The organism is Parasedimentitalea marina (assembly GCF_004006175.1).
Taxonomy (GTDB): Bacteria; Pseudomonadota; Alphaproteobacteria; order Rhodobacterales; family Rhodobacteraceae; genus Parasedimentitalea; species Parasedimentitalea marina.
In genome coordinates, this window is the sequence record NZ_CP033219.1 from 2,090,516 (window position 1) to 2,108,678 (window position 18,163).

Below are 18,163 nucleotides of genomic sequence, written 5' to 3' on the forward strand. Positions count from 1 at the left end.
CAAAAAACTGCAAGCCTTAGCCTCGACGGCGCCTGCGTCTGCCGCCAGAATCGTCACTGCCAGTGTTAAAGTTGACATTGGGCAGGGTAACCAGCGTGCTCAATATCGGAAATGGCTCAATCGCATTTGGGATCGCCGAGGCGTTGACAAAATGCTCTTGAAACCGGGGTTCAACGGCAGTTTCGATCTTCTCGATCTGGCGCACGGTTTCCTCGATTTCAACGCGCGATTTTGTGTTCAGCAGCGCAATTCTGGCGCCTGTGCCAGCCGCGTTGCCCGCCGAAGTCACATTGGCGAGGGGGCAGTCTGGTATCATCCCAAGCACCATCGCATGCTTGGCTGAAATATGGGCGCCAAAGGCTCCGGCCAGGACCACCCGATCGACGGTATCGACACCAAATTTGTCCATCAACAGACGGGCACCGGAATAGAGTGCCGCCTTGGCCATTTGGATGGCGCGAATATCAGGGTTGGTGACCGTGATCAGCGGGCCGCCATCCGGGGTGCCGTCCCAAATGACATAAGAATTTGTCCGACCATCAGCAATACAACGCGGTGTTCCGGTTTGCTCGGACGACCCGATCAACCCTGATGCATCCAACAAACCGGCCAGCCGCATTTCTGCAATGGCTTCGATAATGCCAGACCCGCAGATCCCGGTGACGCCGGTAACGGCTATGACATCTGCAAAACCCGCCTCATCCGACCACATATCCGATCCGATCACTTGGAACCGTGGGTCTTTTGTTACTGGATCGATTTCTATCCGTTCAATGGCGCCAGGGGCCGCCCGCTGACCGGAACTGATCTGCGCGCCCTCAAAGGCAGGGCCAGTCGGCGAAGAGCAGGCCAGGACTTTGTCGGTGTTGCCGAGCAGGATTTCCGCATTGGTACCGACGTCAACGACCAGCACCAGGTCTTTGGACTTATTGGGGGCCTCGGACAGCGCAACTGCGGCGGCGTCTGCGCCGACGTGACCTGCGATACAGGGAAGCAGATATACTCGTGCAGCTGGGTGGATCTCCAAGTCTAGGTCGGTCGCCTGCACTGCAAGTGCATTAGAGGTGGCCAGCGCAAACGGCGCCTGTCCCAGTTCAAACGGGTCAATACCCAGAAACAAATGGTGCATAACCGGATTGCAAACAAATACAGCGTCAACAATCAGTGCCTTGTCGATCCCAGCTTCCGACGCGACCTGTACAAATAAAGCATTCATACCTTCGCGCACTGCGCGGGTCATTTCCTGATCACCCCCCTTGTTCATCATCGAATAGGAGACACGGCTCATCAGGTCTTCACCGAACCGGATTTGCGGATTCATAATGCCCGAGGACGCAACAACCTCGCCGCTTTGCAAATCACACAGGTGCGCGGCTATTGTGGTTGAGCCAAGATCAACAGCAAGTCCATAGATTGATCCCTCGTAAAAGCCAGGCCAAACATGCATGATTTTTGGTGGCTGAACCTCATCGCCCAAATGCACCGCAACAGTGACTTTCCAACCGCCCTTGCGCAAAATTGGCTGTACACTGCGCAGAATTTCAAAGTCTGCTTTGACATTTTGCAAAGACCACTGAACCTCCAGGGCCTCTAGCAGCCGTTCCATATCACCCGAGGGTTTGTGCATGTCGGGCTGCTCAACCTCAACATAGAACAGGCGAGTAGACGGATTCATCTCGATGTCACGCGCTTCGGCCCGTTTGCGGACCACCTGGCGGTGCACCTGGCTCTCTGGCGGCACGTCAATGACGACATCGCCCTGAACTGTTGCCTGACAACCAAGACGGCGTCCTGCCGTCAGACCACGCTTGTCCTTATACCGTTGTTCGACTTTATTCCACTCGCTTAGCGCATCATCTGTGACGGTGACACCGTGTTTGGGGAATTCACCGTAAGACGGAGTAATCTGGCACTTTGAACAAATTCCACGGCCACCACAGACCGAGTCAAGGTCGACACCCAACTGTCGCGCAACCGTCAATACCGGAGTCCCTACTGGGAAATTTCCCCGTTTGCCTGAGGGGGTGAAGACGACAAGGGGATCAGTGGTCATGTGCCTGCTTTCAAGTGTTCGTATTTGATGCGCAGAATATGAAGTTTTGCAGTAAGCGAAAGGCAGGTCGCGTCATTTTCTAGTCCAGTGGCGGCATTTTATCCAAATATGTGCCTGGAATGTAGAATTAGCCCCCCAAATCTCCATCAAGATGTCGACAGGTTTGGCGCTTTGGCAAAAATCACCGCTGCCCCTTTCCTCTGACCGGTATCCATGCGATAGGGTGGCCGCCAAACGGGCTATGCATGGGGATATAAAATGCAGATTCGTGAGGCTTTTACCTTTGATGATGTTCTTCTGGTGCCGGCGGCGTCGAGCGTGCTGCCAAGTACGGCCGATACGCGGACATTTGTGACGCAGTCCATTGCGCTGAACATCCCATTGCTCAGTTCCGCAATGGACACGGTCACCGAAGCTCGGATGGCCATTGCGATGGCACAGGCCGGCGGTATGGGCGTTATCCACAAGAACCTGACTGCTGCAGAGCAGGCCATGCAGGTAAGTCGGGTAAAACGGTTTGAGAGCGGCATTGTTTACAACCCGATTACCCTGACTGCCAATCAAACCCTGGCAGATGCAAAAGCACTGCAGGAACGGTATCGTGTGACGGGATTCCCGGTTGTGGACGATATGGGGCGCGTTGTTGGAATTGTAACCAACCGTGACATGCGGTTTGCCTCGGATGATCAAACACCGGTCTCTGTGATGATGTCTTCGGACAAACTGGCCGTCCTCCATGAGCCTGCAGATCTGGCCGAAGCCAAGTCGTTGATGGAAGCGCGCCGCATCGAAAAACTGCTGGTAACAGATGAGGTCGGCAAACTGACGGGTCTGTTAACGCTGAAGGATATTGAGCAGGCTGTGTTAAATCCCACGGCTTGCAAGGATGACCTTGGCCGATTGCGTGTCGCCGCTGCCAGCTCGGTTGGTGACTCTGGGTTCGAACGAACTGAAGCGCTGATAGATGCCGGTGTTGATATTGTGGTAATTGATACAGCGCACGGGCACTCTGCCGGTGTGATCGAAGCGGTCAACCGCGCCAAAAAGATTTCGAGCTCTGTTCAAGTGATTGCAGGGAATGTCGCCACAGCCGCCGCGACACAGGCGTTGATTGATGCGGGTGCAGATGCAGTCAAAGTGGGTATTGGCCCTGGATCGATTTGCACAACGCGCATTGTCGCCGGTGTTGGTGTTCCACAGCTGACCGCTATCATGGACTGCGCGGCAAAGGCCGGCGATGTGCCTGTGATTGCTGACGGTGGTATCAAGTTTTCCGGCGATTTTGCCAAAGCAATTGCTGCCGGCGCATCCTGTGCCATGGTTGGATCGATGATCGCCGGCACCGATGAAAGCCCAGGCGAGGTGATCCTGTATCAGGGCCGCTCGTACAAATCCTATCGGGGTATGGGCAGCATCGGCGCAATGGCACGTGGCTCGGCCGATCGCTATTTCCAAAAAGACGCCGCCAGTGACAAGCTGGTCCCAGAAGGTATCGAGGGCCAAGTGTCCTACAAAGGCCCGGCAGGGACTGTTGTCCATCAATTGGTTGGCGGGCTTCGTGCGGCAATGGGCTATACTGGCTGTGCTACAATCGCAGAAATGCGGGAGAATTGCGAGTTTGTGCGTATTACCGGCTCTGGTTTGAAAGAAAGCCATGTCCATGACGTCCAAATTACCCGAGAAAGCCCTAACTATCGGGCCGGTTGACCTGCAGGGAATACAACGATGACGATTGAACATTCGAAAAGAGCCAAACAATGACCCCCGCTGCACGGCTTCAAGCTGCAATTGAGATCCTTGATGACATTCTAGATGGAGACCATGCGGAACGCGCCCTTACGGGTTGGTCCCGTCGCAGCCGTTTTGCCGGATCCAAGGACCGCGCCGCAGTGCGTGACCATGTGTTTTCAGCCCTGCGGTGCCGCCGATCGCATGCAGCTCTTGGCGGGGCCAGCACAGGACGTGGTTTGATGCTGGGGGCTCTGCGGGAAGCAGATATTGACCCAGATACGATGTTCAACGGAGTGGGCTACGGCCCTTCGGAACTAAATGAGGAAGAGGGCCTGACGCCACGGGCCGCGGCCACGGATGCAGAAGCTGTGGATATACCCGAATGGTTGTGGCCGCAATTTTCTGCCAGTCTGGGCGATAACGCCAAGGCAACAGCCGAAGCATTGCGCCACCGCGCTCCGGTGCATTTGCGGGTTAATCTGCTGCGGTCCAATACTGAACAGGCGATTGAGGCATTGGCGAACGAAGGTGTCATTTGCCAACCACATGCAGCTGCGGAAACCGCATTGGAAGTGATCGAGGGTGCGCGACGTATTCGCAATTCTGAGGCATATCTGTCGGGCCTGGTTGAGTTGCAGGACGCAGCCAGCCAAGCGGTTGTCGAAGCGCTGCCCCTTCGCGATGGCATGAAGGTGCTGGACTATTGTGCCGGCGGAGGCGGAAAAAGTCTGGCGATGGCAGCGCGGGCGAACCTATCGCTTTTTGCCCATGACGCCGCACCGCGCCGGATGCAGGACTTACCGGACCGGGCACACCGGGCTGGCGCAGATGTTGGTGTGCTTAAGCCAGAAACCCTCTCCGAATTCGGACCATATGATTTAGTTTTATGTGATGCACCCTGTTCAGGATCAGGCTCTTGGCGGCGATCACCAGAGGGCAAGTGGCTGCTGAGTGCGGAGCAATTGTTAGAATTGCAAGAAACACAGCAAAACATTCTGAACACGGCGGCTGATCTTGTTGTTGCAGGTGGCAGTCTGGCCTATGTTACTTGCTCTGTTTTGAACTCTGAAAATACAGAGCAATTAACTGGTTTTATGGCCCAATCATCTGGTTGGAAAGTGGCATCAGAACAGTCTTGGCAGGTGCAGAATGGTACAGACGGGTTTTATTGTGCTGTGTTGACCCGTTTAGCTGTAGATTGCTAGGTGTCTTAGGCGGAAAGCTGCATTTCCTTAACGCGGCCTTAACCATCTATGCCGCGAAATAGGCACTTACGAAGTTAGCTGACGGAGCCGTAATGATCGGTCGCCCCAATTCTCCTGTTCCGGACCTGCGTGTTTCTGCCCCTGAGACAGCGCGGCTGGCAGCGACAGTGCTGCTGGCTATCATGATGTGTTCAGCCTCATGGGTCTTTGGCTGGCCTGATTGGGTTGAACGTGGCCTAATAGCGGTTGGTCTGACTTTGGTCGCCGTGGCCGGTTTGATGGCACTGCAGGCCCGGGTTAGGCTGCGGGCACGGGCAATGGCCACGGATCTGCTGACTGGATTTATTGAGAAGGATGCCAGCCCCAGTTTTGTTGCCGATGATGACGGTTTTATACACGCGCGCAATGCAGCTGCTGAGCGGCGGTTCACGGATGCGGAAAAGGAAACACTTGCAGGCACCTTACGAGCGGTATTGGCCAACCCTTCTGCCGTATTATTTCGCCTGCAAAGCCGCGCTCTAACAGATGGGGCAGCACAAGAGGACGTGATTACGCGCCGTGGCCATGTTCGGCTGGCAGTGCATCAGATGCAGGGTGGCAGTTTCCTGTGGCGGGTTGAAGATATTGTCGAACGTGCCAGTGCCGGGCGAAATGCTGAGAGCATTCCAATACCTATGATGACTGTCGGGCGCACAGGGGCTGTGTTGTTCATGAATGAGGCAGCACGGACACTGATCGGCGGCCGCATCAAATCTCTGGATCGGTTGTTTGTGGACCTGCCGGTCCGATCAGGGCAGATTAATACAATGAGCACCGCCAGTGGTCCAATCCAAGCACTGGTGGTGGAAAATACACGGACCCAGGGTCGTAACGAACTATACTTCCTTGAGACAGACGAAGCTGGAAGTTCTGGTTCCGGGACCAGCTTTGTTGACCTTCCAGTGCCGTTTTTAAAAGTAGCTCCTACCGGCGAAGTGTTGTCCGTAAACAAATTGGCGCTTGGCCTTTTGGGTGCTTCGAATTGCAAAGATATGAAGTTAGGCCAACTGATGGAAGGCCTGGGGCGGCCAATGTCGGATTGGTTGCGTGACACGGCAGACGGTTTGGCGCCGAACAAATCGGAATTCCTTCGCTTGTCACGACGTGACAAAGAAGTGTTCGTACAAGTCACATTGAGCCGTGCGGTCGAGGACGGTGTCACAGTTCTGATTGCAGTTCTGAATGACGCTACAGAGCTTAAAACGCTTGAAGCCCAATTTGTGCAAAGTCAGAAAATGCAAGCGATTGGCCAGCTGGCTGGAGGCGTTGCGCATGATTTCAACAATCTTTTGACCGCAATCTCCGGCCATTGTGATCTGTTGCTATTGCGGCATGATCAGGGTGATCAGGACTTTGGTGACTTGATCCAAATTCATGAAAATGCCAACCGTGCGGCCGCCTTGGTGAGCCAACTTCTGGCATTCTCGCGCAAACAGACACTTCTGCCTGAAGTCCTGGATCTGCGGGACACACTGTCCGATTTGACTCACCTGTTGAACCGGCTCGTTGGAGAAAAGGTTACTCTTACGCTTAGCCATGATCCAGTGATGCGATCCATCCGCGCCGACAAAAGGCAGCTTGAGCAGGTGCTGATGAACTTGGTGGTGAATGCGCGAGACGCAATGCCACAGGGCGGCGAGATCCGCATCGAGACAGAGGTCGTTTCGTTGGACCGCCCCATTGAACGGAACCGGGCAACTGTGCCTTCTGGCGATTGGGTGACCGTCAAAGTTCAAGACGAAGGGATCGGCATCGATCCGGACAAAGTTCAGAAAGTGTTCGAACCTTTCTATACCACCAAACGGACCGGCGAGGGTACTGGACTTGGATTGTCCACTGCTTATGGGATTATTAAGCAGACTGGTGGGTATATTTTTGTGGATTCCATCAAAGGGTCAGGAACAGAGTTCACTCTGTATTTCCCCGTCCATCAGGCAAATGCGACTGCGTCAAAATCTGCTGGACCCAAGATTGAGGCCGTCGTTCCAAAACACGGTGAAGGTGTAGTTCTTTTGGTAGAAGACGAAGCGCCAGTGCGGGCCTTTGCCTCGCGTGCATTGCGCCTACGTGGCTACACTGTGCTAGAGGCTGAATCGGCTGAGGATGCATTGCGGACACTTGAAGACCCGGGATTGAGTGTTGATGTCTTTGTTACGGATGTCGTCATGCCTGGAATGGATGGCCCGAGTTGGGTCCGCGAAGCATTGAAAACACGCCCTGATACACGGGTTGTCTTTGTCTCAGGTTATGCGGAAGGGGCATTCGGAGAGTCCGAACCAAATGTGCCTAACTCTGTCTTCCTGCCCAAGCCGTTTTCGCTAAACCAGCTGACAGAAACCGTGCACGACCAATTGAACTGACCGGCTGTAGATTATCGGGATTTTCATGGGCTGCTGGTCAGCCAATGGACGCATATAGGTCAAACTCTGAAACGCATTTTTTACGCAGCTGTGCGTCAACTTGAGGCGATAATGACAATTCCATTGCAGGGCTGACATTTTGTTGTGGGAGAACAAGCGTTGTAGATAATCGCTTTTCTAGGAAACCAATCAACCGTTCTTGTTGTTCGTAACGAAACAGGTGCGAGACAGCGCACCCATTGGGCTGAGTTTCCAAAAACTTTGCTTGGCTGCCGACATTGGCAAACCCAGGCTGCTGTCCCTGACAATATGCAAGGACAAAGTCATCAAATGAAACATTGCTTGTAGAGTTTTCTTTGCCGTTCATAAAAGGGCGGCGTCGAAACCGGTACCAGCTTCCTAACCAGCTGACTGGCTCACGCATCACCGCCACAACCTCCATTTCGGCATCACAGACCTTCTTAAACATCGGCCGAATCCAGCGGTTATACCGATACAGCGGCGCATGTTTTAGCTCAGGCGGATCAGAGTAAACTATATCGGCCCGGTCTCGTAAGGCAGTGTGATAGGCAGTGGTCCCCGTCTTCGGTACCGACAACAGGACAAGACGTTCTTTAAAAAATACAAGCATCGTAAAGTTCCGGTCAAATATTCACATAGTCAGAGATGGTAAACACCTTCTTAACTCTATCGGCGAACTGTCAGGGAGGGAAGTTTTCATTTGCATTGTTCTCCTTTTGTACGCATAAAGAACGGGAGGGGAACAAAGCAGTGATTGCCGCCCACGCATGGGTGTGACACAAAGAGAGGGACAGGGGAATATGGCGGATCTTTTGACCATGAAAGACAAGAAAAGCGGCGACAAGCAAAAGGCGCTGGATAGCGCTCTGGCGCAGATTGAACGGCAGTTCGGTAAAGGTTCAATCATGAAGCTTGGCGACAACACCATTCAAGAAATTGAAGCCAGTTCAACCGGTTCATTAGGGCTGGATATCGCACTCGGCATTGGTGGCTTGCCGATGGGCCGGATTATTGAAATTTATGGACCAGAAAGTTCAGGCAAAACCACATTGACGCTCCACTGTGTTGCTGAGCAGCAGAAAAAGGGCGGGGTTTGCGCGTTTGTCGATGCAGAGCACGCGCTTGATCCGATGTATGCGCAAAAACTGGGTGTGAATTTAGACGAGTTGCTGATCTCGCAACCGGACACCGGTGAGCAGGCCTTGGAAATCACCGACACGTTGGTGCGCTCGGGGGCTGTCAATATGATTGTCGTCGATTCCGTAGCTGCGTTGATTCCAAAATCAGAGCTGGAGGGTGACATGGGCGACAGCAGTGTCGGCGTCCAGGCCCGCTTGATGAGCCAGGCAATGCGTAAGTTGACCGGTTCGATCAGCAAGTCGAAATGTATGGTGATCTTTATCAACCAGATTCGCATGAAAATTGGCGTGATGTTTGGATCTCCTGAAACTACCACTGGCGGCAATGCACTGAAGTTCTATTCATCCGTGCGCCTGGATATTCGTCGTATTGGCGCCCTTAAAGACCGCGATGAAATTGTTGGGAATGCCACTCGTGTGAAAGTGGTGAAGAATAAAGTTGCACCTCCGTTCAAGCAAGTCGAATTTGACATTATGTATGGCGAAGGCATCTCTAAAATGGGCGAGCTGCTGGACCTTGGGGTTGCAGCTGGCGTTGTGAATAAGTCGGGATCTTGGTTCAGTTATGGTGATGAACGGATCGGTCAGGGCCGCGAAAATGCCAAGACTTACTTACGTGAACATGCGCATATCGCCATCGATATCGAAGACAAAATCCGAGCGGCCCATGGCTTGGAATTTGACCGGCCTGAAATAGACGGTGGGGATGACATCCTCGAGGCCTGATATCTTCTTTAACTAATTGAAAAGGGCGCAACACTGTTTGTGCCCTTTTCATATACTCTTGACCGGTGGCAACAGTGGACAGTGCCGGGTGTGACCGCTACACCTTCTCGGAACGCTTTCCAATGCCCGTCAAGAGACCTGAAAATGCCAACTCTGAACGAAATTCGATCCACATTTCTGAACTACTATTCCAAACAGGGGCACGAGGTTGTCGCGTCCAGCCCACTGGTGCCGCGTAACGATCCAACGCTGATGTTTGTCAATTCCGGGATGGTCCAGTTCAAAAACCTGTTTACCGGCGTAGAAACACGCGATTACGCGCGCGCCACCAGTGCGCAAAAATGCGTCAGGGCAGGCGGCAAACACAATGACCTCGACAATGTCGGATACACCGCTCGCCATCATACATTCTTTGAAATGTTGGGAAACTTCAGTTTCGGTGATTATTTCAAAAAGGAAGCAATCCCTTACGCTTGGGAGCTCCTGACCAAAGAATTCGATATCCCCAAAGATCGGTTGCTCGTCACAGTTTATCATACCGATGACGAGGCGGCGGAAATTTGGAAGAAAGTTGCCGGGTTCAGTGATGATCGGATTATCCGTATCCCGACCAACGACAATTTCTGGCAAATGGGCCCAACAGGTCCTTGCGGACCCTGCACCGAGATTTTCTTTGACCACGGCGACCATATCCCAGGCGGCCCTCCGGGTAGTCCAGATGAAGATGGTGATCGGTTCATCGAAATCTGGAATGTTGTCTTCATGCAGAATGAGCAGTTCGAAGATGGGTCGATGACAGCATTGGATATGCAGTCCATTGATACCGGAATGGGACTAGAACGCATTGGCGCATTGCTGCAGGGCAGCCATGACAATTATGACACTGATCTTTTCAAGGCTTTGATCGAGGCCTCCGCCCATGTGACGTCCGTGGATCCTTATGGTGACCAGAACGTGCATCACAGGGTGATTGCCGACCATTTGCGCTCAACCTCATTCTTGATCGCTGACGGAGTGATGCCGGCGAATGACGGCCGTGGGTATGTCCTGCGCCGTATTATGCGCCGCGCCATGCGTCACGCGCATCTATTGGGAGCCAAAGACCCGGTAATGCATCAGTTGGTACCCGCATTGGTGCAGCAAATGGGCGCAGCATACCCGGAACTGGGCCAGGCTCAGGCGCTGATTGAGGAAACCCTGCGGCAAGAAGAAACTCGGTTCAAGCAGACGTTGGACCGCGGTTTGAAACTTTTGGATGATGAACTGGACACATTGGAGCAAGATGCTCCGCTGCCGGGAGCCGCAGCCTTTAAGCTGTACGATACCTTTGGCTTCCCACTGGATCTGACCCAGGATGCCCTACGCGAAAAAGGTCGTACTGTGGATACGGACGGCTTTGACACTGCCATGGCAGAGCAAAAGGCCAAGGCCCGTGCCGCCTGGACTGGTTCAGGCGAGGCCGCTGACAGCACCATCTGGTTTGATATAGCTGAAACCCATGGAACGACTGATTTCCTTGGTTATGACACTGAGGTCGCCGAAGGGCAGATTGCGGCATTGGTTCGGGATGGTGCAGAAGTCAAATCGGCCGGCTCGGGTGAAAAGGTCCAGGTTGTCCTAAACCAAACCCCGTTTTACGCCGAATCCGGGGGACAAGTTGGCGATGTGGGTACGATCCGTACGGAAGGCGGGCATGCCCTTGTGACGACTACTCGCAAGGCCGCCGGTGTATTTATTCACTTTGCTGAAGTAATCAATGGCACCATTGGCACCGGAGCAGCCGCACAGCTGCAGGTCGATCATGCCCAACGCTCGGCTATTCGTGCAAATCACTCGGCGACGCATTTGCTTCACGAAGCGTTACGCGAAACTTTGGGGAACCACGTTGCTCAGCGCGGATCACTGAATGCAGAAGACCGGTTACGGTTCGATTTCAGCCATTCCAAAGCACTGTCAGCTGAGGAGTTGAGCAAAGTTGCGACCGACGTTAATAGATTTATCCGGCAAAACAGCCAGGTTGAAACCCGCATCATGACACCGGATGACGCCCGCGCAATTGGAGCGCAGGCCTTGTTCGGTGAAAAATATGGAGATGAGGTTCGAGTGGTGTCTATGGGGCAAGCGGAAACCGGAAAGGGTCGTGACGGAACGACCTATTCGATCGAACTCTGTGGCGGTACCCATGTCAAACAGACTGGCGATATTGGCACCTTTGTTCTGTTGGGTGACAGTGCGTCATCGGCAGGCGTGCGTCGGATCGAGGCCCTGACAGGTGGTGCTGCCTTTGCCCATATCGAACGTGAATCGATGCGTATGGGCAAAGTTGCCAATGCCTTAAAGGCCCAATCGGACGAAGTTCTGGATCGATTGAAGGCTTTGATGGATGACCGCAAGTCGCTGCAAAACGAGGTTTCTCAATTGCGCCGTGAACTGGCTATGGCAGGCGGCACTGGCGAGGGAGGCGGCGCGGAAGCCAAAACCATCAATGGTGTTTCGTTTATTGCTCAGGTTTTGACCGGCGTGTCGGGCCGTGATCTGCCCGCCTTGATTGACGAACACAAAGATCGTTTAAAATCTGGCGCGGTCCTACTAATAGCGGACACCGGCGGCAAGGCTGCAGTTGCAGCGGGCATTACCAAGGATCTGGTTGGCAAGCTGTCAGCAGTGGACCTGGTCAAGGCGGCTGTGGTTGAACTGGGCGGAAAAGGCGGCGGTGGCCGTCCTGACATGGCGCAGGGTGGCGGCAAGGACATCACAAATTCGGATGCAGCAATTAAAGCTGCCGAAACCGTATTGGAAGGATAATACCCATGGGAGCACTATGGATAGCACATGTAACGGTGACTGACGCCGATGCTTATGGCAAATATGCAAAACTGGCCGGTCCAGCGATTGCCAAGCACGGCGGAGAATTCATCGCGCGTGGTGGTAAGTTTGTGCAGTTGGAGGGCAAGGAGCGTCCGCGTAATGTAGTCGCCAAATTTCCGTCTGTGGACGCTGCTGTCGATTGTTACAACAGTCCAGAATACCAAGAGGCTCTGAATCACGCACGGGGTGCATCTGAACGTGAACTGATGGTCGTCGAAACCAGCGACTAAGTCGCCTCGCGTTTTGGTGTGCTTGTCACGCCAACGAAATTGCCAAAATTTAGGGGCATCGGATAGTATCCGGTGCCCCTAATATTTTGATCTGACAATAAAAATAGGCGCCCCGGTGGACGCCCATTTTAGATTTATCCGGCAGCGCGTGATGCGCGTTTGCGCTCGTGCGGATCCAGATGACGCTTGCGCAAACGAATAGCGTTAGGTGTAACCTCGACCAGTTCGTCATTGTCGATATAGGCAATCGACTGCTCCAGCGACAGGGTCACTGGGGTTGTAAGGCGTACGGCCTCGTCGGTACCAGAAGCCCGAACGTTGGTCAGCTTCTTACCTTTTAGTGGGTTCACTTCCAGATCGTTCTCACGGCTGTGTTCGCCAATGATCATGCCCTGATAGACATTTGCCTGGGCGCCAATGAACATTTTGCCGCGCTCTTCAAGGTTCCACAAAGCGAAGGCCACCGACTGACCGCTGTCCATCGAAATCAGAACGCCGGCGCGACGACCTGGAATTTTTCCTTTGTATGGCGCCCATTCATGGAACACACGGTTCAGCACACCAGTACCACGTGTATCGGTCATGAACTCGCCCTGATAGCCGATCAAGCCACGCGACGGAACGTGCGCGATGACACGGGTTTTGCCAGCACCTGCTGGTTTCATCTCGGTCAGCGATCCTTTGCGTACACCGGTAAGCTTTTCGATCACAACACCAGAATACTCGTCATCCACATCAATGGTGACTTCTTCAACCGGCTCATGGCGTTCACCGTCAATCTCGCGGAACAGAACCTGGGGGCGCGAAATCGATAGCTCAAAACCCTCGCGGCGCATGTTTTCGATCAAAACGCCCATCTGCAATTCACCACGACCTGCGACTTCAAAAGCGTCGCCGCCCGGCGTGTCCGTAATGCGGATTGCAACGTTTGTTTCGGCTTCTTTCATCAAGCGGTTGCGAATGACGCGCGACTGAACATGTTTGCCGTCGCGGCCAGCCAAAGGGCTGTCGTTGATGCCAAAAGTGACTGTGATCGTCGGAGGATCGATCGGCTGTGCTTCCATTGCTTCCGTGACTTCTGGATCAACGATGCTGTCTGCAACTGTAACCTTGGCCATGCCCGCAATAGATACGATGTCACCGGCTTCAGCGACGTCGATCGGCTGCTGTGTCAACCCACGGAAGGCCAGGATTTTGGTGACCCGGAAACTTTCGATCTGGGTGCCATCACGGGACAGGCCCTTCATGGTTTCCCCAGCTTTCAGCGTGCCGCTTTCGACACGGCCCGTCAGCAGACGACCAATAAATGCATCGTGACCCAAAGTGGTGGCAAGCATCCGGAACGGTTCGTCTTTGCGGTTCTGCTGGGCTGGGGCAGGGACATGCTCAACAATCAGGTCGAACATTGCCGTCAAGTCTTCACGTGGCCCTTCAAGGCTCATGTCAGCCCAGCCAGAACGGCCAGATGCGTACATGGTTGGAAAATCCAATTGTTCGTCCGAGGCGCCAAGGTTCGCGAAAAGGTCGAAACATTCGTCCAGTGCACGGTCCGGTTCGCCATCTGGTTTGTCGACTTTGTTGACAACAACAATAGGCTTAAGCCCCAGCGCCAGCGCCTTGGACGTCACAAACTTGGTCTGTGGCATCGGACCTTCGGCAGCATCAACCAGCAACACAACACCGTCGACCATCGAAAGGATCCGCTCTACCTCGCCACCGAAGTCGGCGTGACCTGGGGTGTCAACGATATTGATACGGGTGCCTTTCCATTCCACCGAGGTGGCTTTGGCAAGGATTGTGATGCCGCGTTCACGTTCCAGGTCGTTGGAGTCCATGGCGCGTTCAGCCACCGCCTGGTTGTCGCGGAAAACACCGGATTGTTTCAGCATTTCATCCACAAGAGTGGTTTTGCCGTGATCCACGTGAGCGATGATCGCAATGTTGCGCAGTTCCATGAAGTCAGCCTTTGTAAGGGAGTTGCTGCGCCCATAGCGTGAACTCTGGCCAAAGGCCAGAGAAAATGCATCTCGGCAACATCAAAGCTGTGTTCACCAGTGTTTTGTTATATCTGGTGGAACGTTTATTCGATCAGTGGCTGGTGGACTTGGAAAATAGCTGGATGATCACGATTCCAAGGATAATCAGCGTCATCCCGAGTGTCGCCGCCAGATCCAGCTTTTGGCCAAAGACCACATAACCAATAGCCGCGATCAATACGATTCCTAGCCCGGACCAGATGGCGTAGACAATGCCAACGGGCATATAGCGCAAGGTCATGCCCAGAAAGTAGAACGAAACCGAATAGCTCGCGACGACGATCAACGACGGCACCAACCGTGTAAATTCCTTGCTGGCCTGCAGAGCGGTAGTGCCTACTGTTTCGGCTGCAACAGCTACAATTAGGTACAGATACTGGACGGGCATTTTTGACTTTCTGGATGGGGCAGGATTCTAAAATCTAAGCAATATGAATGATGCACTCATAATTGAGCATTTGGGAAATTCAATCTTGGAAACGGCGGCCGGTGTCGCGTCCAGTACAAATGTGGCATGGAAAGCCTAAAAAATCGAACAACTGGCTGTGCGGTGCCACACTCGACCTGGTGTGGCGCGGGGTATACTGACAACCCACAAATTTTGTTCAATGGGTACTTGTGCCAATTTCGTGATCAATAAAGAAGGATAACACAATGTGTCGATGGGCTGCCTATATAGGAGAACCAATCTTTCTTGAGGATATTATCTCACGCCCCGACCATTCTCTGATTGAGCAGAGCAAAGAGGCTGAAGAGTGCAAGACATCGACAAATGGGGATGGTTTTGGTGTCGCATGGTATGACACCCGTCCGCAACCGGGGCTGTACCGGGATGTTTACCCGGCCTGGTCTGATCCAAATTTACGGTCTGTAGCGCATCACATTCAATCCAGGCTGTTTTTGGCTCATGTCCGCGCGTCAACCGGCTCAGCGATCAGTCGGAACAACTGCCATCCCTTCACGGTTGGAAACTGGAGCTTTATGCATAATGGGCAAGCCGGAGGTTTTGAACATTTCCGCAAGCAAGCCGACATGTGCATACCAGATGAACTGTATCAGCATCGAAAAGGCGCCACTGACAGCGAGGTCCTGTTTCTGATGGCGTTAGGCGAGGGGTTGGAAAATGACCCGCAAGGCGCGCTTGGCCGTGCAGTTGCCCGATTGGAGACACTGTCCCGTCAACGGGGGAGCACGCCCCATATGCGACTGTCTGCTGCTCTTTCTGATGGCCATCGGCTGTTTGCGGCGCGATATTCATCTGATCTCATCGCGCCATCGGTCTATTATCGATGGAGTGACACTCACCAAGGCTGGGCCGTGGTGTCAGAGCCGTTGGAGACCGATGAAGATGGATGGACTGAGTTAGAACCGGGAACCTTCTTGGAACTGAATGGCGACACCGTTACCCTGACTGATTTTTCGCCTGAGAGCTAACCATAGGCTCCTTCTAGCAAAACTCTTTAGCGTCTCTGGTCGCCGCAGTGCTTTATCAACTGTGATCTACGCCCTTTCATCAGGTCCCGTAAACCGATAGGGGCGTAAAAAAATCAAACATAACAGTATACTTATGTCACCGGCTACCTGAGATTGCTTTGTTTGGGATGCGTTTAGTATAAAGTTACATCCTCACCAATGTTCGCCAGTAATTGTTCAATAACAAGGCATTACTGGTCGTGCATACCACTTTTTTTGCACGCGAAGACGTCAGCAATGCATGAATTAGCTTTTTGGTACTTTCTAATTTCTTGCGGTTACATCGTCAAAGTAACTAAATCTGAACCACCGTTTGGTTAAACAAACGCGAAAGGTAAACCATGAGGAATGTAATTCTCTGTTTTTTCGCAGTTTTAATAACATCGCTTGCCCCGTTGCTGTTGCTGGTCGCGGGCCCTGCTCCTGAGGTTGGTTCGCCTGTCCTGGTGATTGCCAGTCCCTGGGGAACATCAGCGCCTCAAGTCATTGAGCAAGCCGGCCTGTTTGAAATTGCTCCGGAACGGGCTGTTTTTGGTGCTTTGACAACGCTCTCAAGGGTCGGAGACATAGAGAATTTACATAACAATGGGGCCTGGTTTGTATTTGATGGAAAAAAGGTATCAGAACTATGCGGAGTTTGAAGTCTAAGATTATTCCCAGCGGAAGCGCCCCATTGGGACGTAGCGAAACCGTAGGTGAGAATAGAGTACAGCAAATTTCCAGCTGGATTTTGATGCCCGCACCAACACTTGTTACTGTGTTCTTGAACGATGCAATGCCGTGGTGGATCATATCCCCCATCAGCCTGATGTTGGGCGTTCTGGCCTTTTTATCAGACAAATCGTCAGAGGGCACACGTGACTATGTACTGGCTTTTTGTTTCGTTGGTCATTCGATCTTATTTACCACGGCATTCTCAGGACATCCCTGGCAGATAGATGCACATATGCTGTTCTTTGCGACACTGGCGATTGTTGCGACTTTGTCCAACGCCGGAGCCTTGGTCTTTGCTGCAGGTCTGATTGCGGTTCACCACTTGTCGTTAAGCGTCTTGATGCCAAATCTTTTGTACCCAGGTGGTGATCTGATGAGCAATCTTAGTCGCACAGTTTTGCATGCCCTTATAGTTGTCATGGAAACAGCTGTGTTGCTGATTTCCATCCTGAAACGCCATGCTACCGATATCGAGTTGCAGCACCAGCAGACAATTGCGGTGTCTCAGGCCAAGGCTGCGGAAACGGCACAGGATCAAGCCCTTCAGAACCAGCAGGAAGCCGAGGCCGTTGTGGCGACATTCCGGCGTCACCTGGACAAAATGGCCGAAGGCGATCTGGACTGCCAAATCAACGAGGAGTTTCCCGAAGCTTACAAACCGATGCGGGACAATTTCAACCGGTTGGCAGAAAGCCTTGCATCTGGAATCGGTATGGCAGTGTCGACTTCCGGTGAATTCAGGACCAATGCTATGGAAGTATCGCAATCAGTGCAAAGCCTGTCTACCCGGACGGAATCCCAGGCGGCAACATTAACGGAAACCAGCGTTGCGCTGCAGGAGCTGAGTTCGTCTGTCAAAAACACAGCTGCTGATTCAAGTTCGGCTACTGAAAACGCCAACAGCGCCTATACCAGTGCGGTCGACAATGGATCATTGATGAAATCGGCGGTTGATGCGATGGGAAACATTCAACAATCTTCCGCAGAAATCTCCAAAATCATTGATGTGATCGAGGACATTTCATTCCAGACGAATTTGTTGGCGCTGAACGCCGGTGTTGAAGCCGCCCGCGCAGGGGATAGTGGTCGTGGCTTTGCGGTAGTTGCCGCCGAAGTGCGAGGCCTTGCTCAGCGCACGGCTGATGCCGCGAACCAAGTCAAAAGTCTAATTAGCACTAGTGCCATTCAGGTTGATGAAGGTTCCACATTGGTGAATAGCGCGGGCAAAGCTCTGGAGGATATCGTTAAGAAGGTCTCGGTTACCAATGATTTGATTGGAAAAATATCGTCGACCTCGACAGATCAGGCATCAGCGCTTTCGGAAATGGCAGATGCGCTAGGTTCGCTTGACAACGCGACACAAACCAACGCCGCTCTGGTCGAAGAAATGTCAGCCCTCAGCATGACCATGGACTTGAAGGCACGCGATCTAGAAGCGACTTTGTCGCAGTACAGTTCAGGCGCAGATAACGAGTTTTCAGATGTTGTCGACATGAACAATGGAGCGACTTTTAGGGTTGCCAGTTAAATCTGTACAGCCCCCCGGCCAATATTGTGTTGGTCGGGGG

13 protein-coding genes are annotated in these 18,163 nt (G+C 53.0%); 9 read left to right on the forward strand and 4 right to left on the reverse strand.

What is annotated here, in order from left to right:
* Positions 1-16: 16 nt before the first annotated feature.
* Positions 17-2,053, reverse strand: coding sequence for an ASKHA domain-containing protein (locus EBB79_RS10155; protein ID WP_127748782.1), 2,037 nt, complete (start codon positions 2,051-2,053; stop codon positions 17-19).
* Between the two features lie 258 nt (positions 2,054-2,311).
* Between EBB79_RS10155 and guaB the strand changes: the two genes are divergently transcribed.
* From guaB to EBB79_RS10170, 3 genes are all read left to right on the forward strand, one after another.
* Positions 2,312-3,760 (forward strand): IMP dehydrogenase, encoded by a 1,449-nt coding sequence (guaB, locus tag EBB79_RS10160; protein ID WP_127748783.1) that lies wholly within the window; start codon positions 2,312-2,314, stop codon positions 3,758-3,760.
* Between the two features lie 50 nt (positions 3,761-3,810).
* Complete coding sequence (locus EBB79_RS10165) at positions 3,811-4,989, forward strand: RsmB/NOP family class I SAM-dependent RNA methyltransferase (protein ID WP_127748784.1); 1,179 nt, start codon at positions 3,811-3,813, stop codon at positions 4,987-4,989.
* Positions 4,990-5,081: 92 nt separating this feature from the next.
* Positions 5,082-7,388 (forward strand): hybrid sensor histidine kinase/response regulator, encoded by a 2,307-nt coding sequence (locus EBB79_RS10170; RefSeq protein ID WP_127748785.1) that lies wholly within the window; start codon positions 5,082-5,084, stop codon positions 7,386-7,388.
* Positions 7,389-7,425: 37 nt separating this feature from the next.
* Here the strand turns inward: EBB79_RS10170 and EBB79_RS10175 are convergent, their stop codons facing one another.
* Positions 7,426-8,019 (reverse strand): gamma-glutamyl kinase, encoded by a 594-nt coding sequence (locus EBB79_RS10175; RefSeq protein WP_127748786.1) that lies wholly within the window; start codon positions 8,017-8,019, stop codon positions 7,426-7,428.
* A gap of 190 nt (positions 8,020-8,209) precedes the next feature.
* Between EBB79_RS10175 and recA the strand changes: the two genes are divergently transcribed.
* The 3 genes from recA (at position 8,210) to EBB79_RS10190 (ending at position 12,372) form a co-directional block, all read left to right on the forward strand.
* A complete protein-coding gene (gene recA, locus EBB79_RS10180) occupies positions 8,210-9,274 on the forward strand; it encodes a recombinase RecA (RefSeq protein WP_127748787.1) in 1,065 nt (354 codons plus the stop codon).
* Between the two features lie 144 nt (positions 9,275-9,418).
* Positions 9,419-12,079 carry an alanine--tRNA ligase gene (gene alaS / locus EBB79_RS10185; protein ID WP_127748788.1) on the forward strand — a complete coding sequence of 887 codons (2,661 nt, stop codon included), beginning with the start codon at positions 9,419-9,421 and terminating at the stop codon, positions 12,077-12,079.
* 5 nt (positions 12,080-12,084) lie between these two features.
* Positions 12,085-12,372: a DUF1330 domain-containing protein gene (locus tag EBB79_RS10190; RefSeq protein ID WP_127748789.1), complete on the forward strand. Its 288-nt coding sequence runs from the start codon at positions 12,085-12,087 to the stop codon at positions 12,370-12,372.
* A gap of 134 nt (positions 12,373-12,506) precedes the next feature.
* Here the strand turns inward: EBB79_RS10190 and typA are convergent, their stop codons facing one another.
* Positions 12,507-14,327, reverse strand: a complete 1,821-nt coding sequence (gene typA / locus EBB79_RS10195; RefSeq protein ID WP_127748790.1) for a translational GTPase TypA — start codon at positions 14,325-14,327, stop codon at positions 12,507-12,509.
* A gap of 133 nt (positions 14,328-14,460) precedes the next feature.
* Positions 14,461-14,796, reverse strand: a complete 336-nt coding sequence (locus EBB79_RS10200) for a DMT family transporter (RefSeq protein WP_127748791.1) — start codon at positions 14,794-14,796, stop codon at positions 14,461-14,463.
* A gap of 266 nt (positions 14,797-15,062) precedes the next feature.
* Between EBB79_RS10200 and EBB79_RS10205 the strand changes: the two genes are divergently transcribed.
* The 3 genes from EBB79_RS10205 (at position 15,063) to EBB79_RS10215 (ending at position 18,123) form a co-directional block, all read left to right on the forward strand.
* A complete protein-coding gene (locus EBB79_RS10205) occupies positions 15,063-15,842 on the forward strand; it encodes a class II glutamine amidotransferase (protein ID WP_127748792.1) in 780 nt (259 codons plus the stop codon).
* 380 nt (positions 15,843-16,222) lie between these two features.
* On the forward strand, positions 16,223-16,522 hold the full coding sequence (locus tag EBB79_RS10210; RefSeq protein ID WP_127748793.1) for a hypothetical protein: 300 nt from the start codon (positions 16,223-16,225) through the stop codon (positions 16,520-16,522).
* Between the two features lie 92 nt (positions 16,523-16,614).
* A complete protein-coding gene (locus tag EBB79_RS10215; protein ID WP_164860783.1) occupies positions 16,615-18,123 on the forward strand; it encodes a methyl-accepting chemotaxis protein in 1,509 nt (502 codons plus the stop codon).
* Positions 18,124-18,163 lie beyond the last annotated feature (40 nt).

Excerpts from the sequence above, each read along its gene's own strand:
- EBB79_RS10155 (WP_127748782.1), bottom strand. The coding sequence starts at position 2,053 with ATGACCACTGATCCCCTTGTCGTCTTCACCCCCTCAGGCAAACGGGGA.
- guaB (WP_127748783.1), top strand. The coding sequence starts at position 2,312 with ATGCAGATTCGTGAGGCTTTTACCTTTGATGATGTTCTTCTGGTGCCG.
- EBB79_RS10165 (WP_127748784.1), top strand. The coding sequence starts at position 3,811 with ATGACCCCCGCTGCACGGCTTCAAGCTGCAATTGAGATCCTTGATGAC.
- EBB79_RS10170 (WP_127748785.1), top strand. The coding sequence starts at position 5,082 with ATGATCGGTCGCCCCAATTCTCCTGTTCCGGACCTGCGTGTTTCTGCC.
- EBB79_RS10175 (WP_127748786.1), bottom strand. The coding sequence starts at position 8,019 with ATGCTTGTATTTTTTAAAGAACGTCTTGTCCTGTTGTCGGTACCGAAG.
- recA (WP_127748787.1), top strand. The coding sequence starts at position 8,210 with ATGGCGGATCTTTTGACCATGAAAGACAAGAAAAGCGGCGACAAGCAA.
- alaS (WP_127748788.1), top strand. The coding sequence starts at position 9,419 with ATGCCAACTCTGAACGAAATTCGATCCACATTTCTGAACTACTATTCC.
- EBB79_RS10190 (WP_127748789.1), top strand. The coding sequence starts at position 12,085 with ATGGGAGCACTATGGATAGCACATGTAACGGTGACTGACGCCGATGCT.
- typA (WP_127748790.1), bottom strand. The coding sequence starts at position 14,327 with ATGGAACTGCGCAACATTGCGATCATCGCTCACGTGGATCACGGCAAA.
- EBB79_RS10200 (WP_127748791.1), bottom strand. The coding sequence starts at position 14,796 with ATGCCCGTCCAGTATCTGTACCTAATTGTAGCTGTTGCAGCCGAAACA.
- EBB79_RS10205 (WP_127748792.1), top strand. The coding sequence starts at position 15,063 with ATGTGTCGATGGGCTGCCTATATAGGAGAACCAATCTTTCTTGAGGAT.
- EBB79_RS10210 (WP_127748793.1), top strand. The coding sequence starts at position 16,223 with ATGAGGAATGTAATTCTCTGTTTTTTCGCAGTTTTAATAACATCGCTT.
- EBB79_RS10215 (WP_164860783.1), top strand. The coding sequence starts at position 16,615 with ATGCCCGCACCAACACTTGTTACTGTGTTCTTGAACGATGCAATGCCG.